This is a genomic window from Promineifilum sp. (SeqCode) (assembly GCF_041918635.1).
GTDB lineage: Bacteria > Chloroflexota > Anaerolineae > Promineifilales > Promineifilaceae > Promineifilum.
In genome coordinates, this window is sequence record NZ_JAYRVJ010000265.1 from 1 (window position 1) to 5,009 (window position 5,009).

Annotated in this window: 5 protein-coding genes; all 5 read right to left on the reverse strand. The window is 64.0% G+C overall.

The window, feature by feature from the left end:
- Positions 1-1,305, reverse strand: a 1,305-nt coding sequence (locus ACE3UY_RS08825; RefSeq protein ID WP_374687175.1) for a thiamine pyrophosphate-dependent enzyme, incomplete at its 3' end; no start/stop codon positions are given.
- Positions 1,306-1,388: 83 nt separating this feature from the next.
- A complete protein-coding gene (locus ACE3UY_RS08830; RefSeq protein WP_374687176.1) occupies positions 1,389-3,254 on the reverse strand; it encodes a 2-oxoacid:acceptor oxidoreductase subunit alpha in 1,866 nt (621 codons plus the stop codon).
- A gap of 87 nt (positions 3,255-3,341) precedes the next feature.
- Positions 3,342-3,812, reverse strand: coding sequence for a CBS domain-containing protein (locus tag ACE3UY_RS08835; protein WP_374687177.1), 471 nt, complete (start codon positions 3,810-3,812; stop codon positions 3,342-3,344).
- Positions 3,813-3,942: 130 nt separating this feature from the next.
- Positions 3,943-4,620: a FadR/GntR family transcriptional regulator gene (locus ACE3UY_RS08840; RefSeq protein ID WP_374687178.1), complete on the reverse strand. Its 678-nt coding sequence runs from the start codon at positions 4,618-4,620 to the stop codon at positions 3,943-3,945.
- A 153-nt stretch (positions 4,621-4,773) separates the two neighbouring features.
- A partial coding sequence (locus ACE3UY_RS08845; RefSeq protein ID WP_374687179.1) for a BBE domain-containing protein occupies positions 4,774-5,009 on the reverse strand: 236 nt, incomplete at its 5' end.

The window sequence follows — 5,009 nt, forward strand, 5'->3', positions numbered from 1 at the left end:
GTCCCGCTCGGTGAAGATGCCCACCAGCCGGTCATCATCGTCGGTCACCATTACGCAACCGATGTTGTGGACGTTCATCTGGCGGATGGCCTTGGCCAGCGACGTGTGGGCGTCCACCTCGACCGGCGCGTGCGCCCCCAGTGCGGCCAGCGTGTCCTCGATCAGCCGGTCTTGCACGACGGTCTTGCCCGGCTCGCCGAAAGCCAGCCGATCCACGTACTCATCGTCCAGTTCGGCCGACATCCGGCCGGCGATATGGACTTCGATCGGGTCGGTCGGCTCTTGGGGCACCACCGTCCACAAGTCGGCGGCGCGGTATAGCTCGTCCAGGTTGCCCACGCCGCGCTTGGCCCGCGCCTCGTCGATCTGGGCCATCAGCCCGTCGGTGTAGGTCGGCCGGTCGGCTACCTGCCGGAAGACGCCCATCGGCGTCGGGTACTGCATGCTGCTCAGGATGTAGCCCAACTCGGTCGAGGCGGCGTCATGAACCACCAGGTCGGCCTCGCTGACGCCGTCGCCCAGCATGACGATCTCCGGCGTGAAGCCGTTCAGGCGGATGCCCCGGTCGCGGTTCTTGCCGAAGACCATCGGCTGCCCGTCCTCCAGGTAGAGGATGTTGTCGTCGCGCGTGCGCCGGTCGTCCAGCCCTTCCCATTCGGTCGGGTTGAAGATGACGCAGTTCTGATAGACCTCGACGAACGACGAGCCGTGATGGGTCGCCGCCTGGTGGAGCACCTGGCCCAGGTGTTGCGTGTGCGCGTCCAGCGAGCGGGCCACAAACGACGCCTCGGCCGCCAGCGCCAGGCCAATCGGGTTGATGGGGTGCTCGATCGTGCCCATCGGCGACGACTTCGTCTTGGCCCCCAGCCGCGACGTGGGCGAATACTGCCCCTTGGTCAGGCCGTAGATGCGGTTGTTGAACAGGATGATGTTCAGGTTGACGTTGCGGCGCAGCGCGTGCAGCAAGTGGTTGCCGCCGATGGACAGCCCGTCGCCGTCGCCGGTGATGACCCAGACCGACAGCTCCGGGTTGGTGATCGCCAGTCCGGTCGCCAGTGTCGGCGCGCGACCGTGGATGCTGTGGATGCCATAGGTGTTCATGTAATACGGAAAGCGGCTGGAGCAGCCGATGCCGGAGATGAACACGATGTCCTCGCGCGGGATGCCCAGGTCGGGCAGCACCTTCTGCATCGTCGCCAGGATGGCGTAGTCGCCGCAGCCGGGACACCAGCGCACAGTCTGGTCGGACGCGAAGTCCTGCCGGGTCAGGGTGGGTTGTTGGAGGGGTATGGTTGCGGTTGTCATAGCATTCAGTTGATAATTGACAGTTAATAGTTGATAGTTAAGAGTGCTCAGCTTCGATGGTTAAGGCTCTCAACTCTCAACTATCAACTAACAACTTCTTCGATCTTGCTCGTGATCTCGCTGATGGTGAACGGCCGGCCGTGAATCTTCGGGAAGGACTGGATGTTGAGCGCGTAGCGGCCGCGCAGCAGGAAGGCCAGTTGCCCACTGTTCAATTCCGGCACGACGACCTGCCGGTAGCGGCTCAGCACGTCGCGCAGGTTAGCCGGGAAGGGGTTGAGGTAGCGCAGGTGGGCATGGGCCACGGACAGGCCCCGCCGCCGCGCCGCGGCCACGGCCGAGCGGATCGCGCCATACGTGCCGCCCCAACCGATCACCAGTAACTCCCCTTCCTCCGGCCCAAAGACCTCTTGCGGCGGGATGACCTCGGCCAGCCGGGCGATCTTCTCCGCCCGCTCGCGCACCATGCGCTCGTGGTGCAGCGGGTTATAGGAAACGTTGCCCGTCTCCGGCGCTTTGCTCAGGCCGCCGATGCGGTGCTCCAGGCCGGCCGTGCCGGGGATGGCCCAGGGGCGGGCCAGCGTCTCCGGGTCGCGGTAATAGGGCAGAAAAGCGCCGTCGCCATTCACCGGCGCGCCGGCCAGACCGGCCGGATGGTAGTACTCGATGGGCGCGATGTCGGCCGAGTTGGGGATCTGCCACGGCTCCGAGCTATTAGCCAGGAAGCCGTCGGACAGGATCATCACCGGCGTCATGGCCCGCACCGCCAGCCGGCACGCTTCCAGGGCCACGTCGAAGCAGTCGGACGGGCTGAGCGGGGCGATGACGGCGATGGGACTTTCGCCATTGCGGCCGAAGAGCGCCTGCAACAGGTCGGACTGCTCCACCTTGGTGGGCAGGCCGGTGCTGGGGCCGCCGCGCTGGACGTTGACGATGATCATCGGCAACTCCAGCGCCACGGCCAGGTTCATGCCCTCGCTCTTCAGAGCGATGCCGGGGCCGCTGGTTCCGGTGACGGCCAGCGCGCCGCCGAAGGCCGCGCCGATGACCGAGCCCATGGCCGCGATCTCGTCCTCGGCCTGGAAAGTGCGCACGTCGAAGTTGCGCAGCGGGGCCAGGGCGTGCAGGATGTCGCTGGCCGGAGTGATGGGGTACGTGCCGTAGAACAGCGGCTTACCCATCTTCTGCGCCGCCGTGACGAAGCCCAGGGCCAGCGCCGTATTGCCCGTCACCTTGCGATAGGTTCCCGGGGCCAGCGCCGCCGGCCGGACGCGATAGCGGTGCTGGAAGATGCGGCTCGTGTCGCCGAAGTGGTAGCCCGTTTCCAGCGAGCGGACGTTGGCCTCCAGCAGCGCCGGCGACTTGGCGAACTTCTTGTGAATCCACTCGATGGTCACGTCGAGCGGCCGGTCGAACATCCAGAAGGCCAATCCCAGGGCGAAGAAGTTCTGCGAGCGGTCTTTGTCCTTGGACGACAGTCCCTGAATGTCCTTCAGCGCCTCGCGGTTGAGCGTGGTCAGCGGCGCTTCGATGACCTGGTACTCGCCCAACGAGCCGTCGCGCAGCGGGTTGGCGTCGTAGCCGGCCTTGCGCAGGTTGGCCTGGGTGAAGGCGTCGGTGTTGGCGATGATCGTGCCGTGCGCCTCCACGTCGGGCAGGCTGGCCTTCAGCGCCGCCGGGTTCATGGCGACGAGGATTTGCGCCGCGTCGCCGGGGGTCAGGATGTCGCGGTTGGAGAAGTTGACCTGGAAGCCGCTGACGCCAGCCAGCGTGCCGGCCGGGGCGCGAATTTCGGCCGGGAAGTCGGGCATGGTGCTGACGTCGTTGCCGAAGACGGCCGACGTGTTGGTGAATTGCGTGCCGGTCAGCTGCATCCCGTCGCCGGAGTCCCCGGCAAAACGGATGACGACCGAGTCTCGTTCTTCGATGATGTATTCTGGCTCGTTCATGGTTTTCAGTGGTCGGTTTTCAGTGGTCAGTGATCAGTGGTCAGTAAAGGCATACTGACCACTGATCACTGACTACTGATCACTTTCTTAATCTCCGCCCTCCGCCTTGCTCGGATACTGCTCCGGCCGGGCCGGGCGGTTGAGTACCTCGACCGGGTAGCGGGCGGCCAAATACTGGATAATGGCCCCGTAGGTCATGTCGCCCAGGATGCGCCCATCGTCGTCCACGACGGGCAGGTTGCGGAAGTGGTGGTCGTCCATCAGCCACAGGGCGCTGGCGGCCGAGGTGTCGGGCGAGACCGTGATCGGCCCGCGCGTCATCACCGCGTCCACCGGCCCGTCCAGCGTCTCCGGCGCGCCGGCCACGCGGTTCAGCACGTCCCGCTCGGTGAAAATGCCCAACAGGCCGCCGTCGCGAATAACCAGGGCGGAGCGGCCCGCCTCGGCGCGCATGCGGCCCAACGTCTCGCGGACGCTCGTCCCGCTCTCGACCATGCAGTAGCGGCTCAAATCCAGGTGCCGCACCTGCTCCATCTCCAGTTCTTCTTTCAGGCTCATCGATGTCATCCCCTTTGATATGGAAGAAGCATCCACAGATTACACAGATTTCTTAGAAGGATCGGCACGATTTGCGCCAGTTCAACAAGCTTCATACAGGCAAATCTGTGTAATCTGTGGATGCTCTTTCTTAATCCGCGGCCGTTAGCGGCTGCGTTGGCAGCAGCGCAAAGTGCCGGTTCAACAAGTCGCGCCCGCGCGCGAAGTCGTTCACGCATAGGGCGTCGACGATCTGCTCGTGGTAGTTCCACACATCCACCCAATACTGGTAGCGAACGAAGCGGGTCAATTCACTGGCATCATAGGCATCCCAATAGGCGACAAGAAGGCCGCGGACAAACGGGTTGTCCAGCCGGCCGAAAATGGTCAGGTGCAGTTCGCGGTGCTCGGCGTTGGGGATGTGGATCGGATCGCCGCGCAGCTTGGCCCACGCGCTCGTCACCAGTTCGCGCAGCCGGGCCTTGTCCTCCCCGGTTAGCAGCACGACCGCTTCATCCCAAAAGCCCGTCTCGATGGTGCGCCGCAGCCGGCTGATCTGGGCAAAGTCGGCCTCGCCCGTCGCCAGGCCGAAAAGCATGGCCGGCAAGACCGCCTCGCTGAAGTCAAAACACTCGCGTTGGATACCGACACGCGGGCGCACCGATACAAACCCCATGCCGCGCGCCACGGCCAGTTCCTCGCGGAGTTTGCCCACACTGACGCCCATGTCATCCCCGATCTCGTTGAGCGACGGCAACCGATCGCCGGGGTTGATGTGGTGCTGGATGAGGTAGCGCAGGAAGTCGGAGTCGAGCTTTTCGAGGCGCACGATGAATGATCCAATGAATCGGATAAATACGACAAATACTATTATAGCGGCCGGCGAGCGCGGGATCAATAGCAATTTGCCACGCAACAAAATAGCGGGCCGCCGAAAGGTAGCCCGCTATCACTTTTTCGTCCCTTCCTGATCAACGCCAGATCAGGCCGGTCTGATATTCTGGTTAACGCGAAACAGGTTCTGCGGATCGTATTTCGCTTTGATCTGCGCCAGACGGGGGTAGTTGTCGCGATAGGAAGCCATCACCCGCTCCTGACCCTCATCCATCATCATGTTGACGTAGGCCCCACCCGAGGAAAGGGGGTGCAGCTTGCGCCAATACTCTTTCGACCAGGCGATGGTGCGCGCGTTGTTGGCCGGGTCGGGGTCTACGCCAA

Bases quoted from the DNA above. Each gene is read 5' to 3' on its own strand.
- ACE3UY_RS08830 (WP_374687176.1), bottom strand. From the start codon at position 3,254: ATGAACGAGCCAGAATACATCATCGAAGAACGAGACTCGGTCGTCATC.
- ACE3UY_RS08835 (WP_374687177.1), bottom strand. From the start codon at position 3,812: ATGAGCCTGAAAGAAGAACTGGAGATGGAGCAGGTGCGGCACCTGGAT.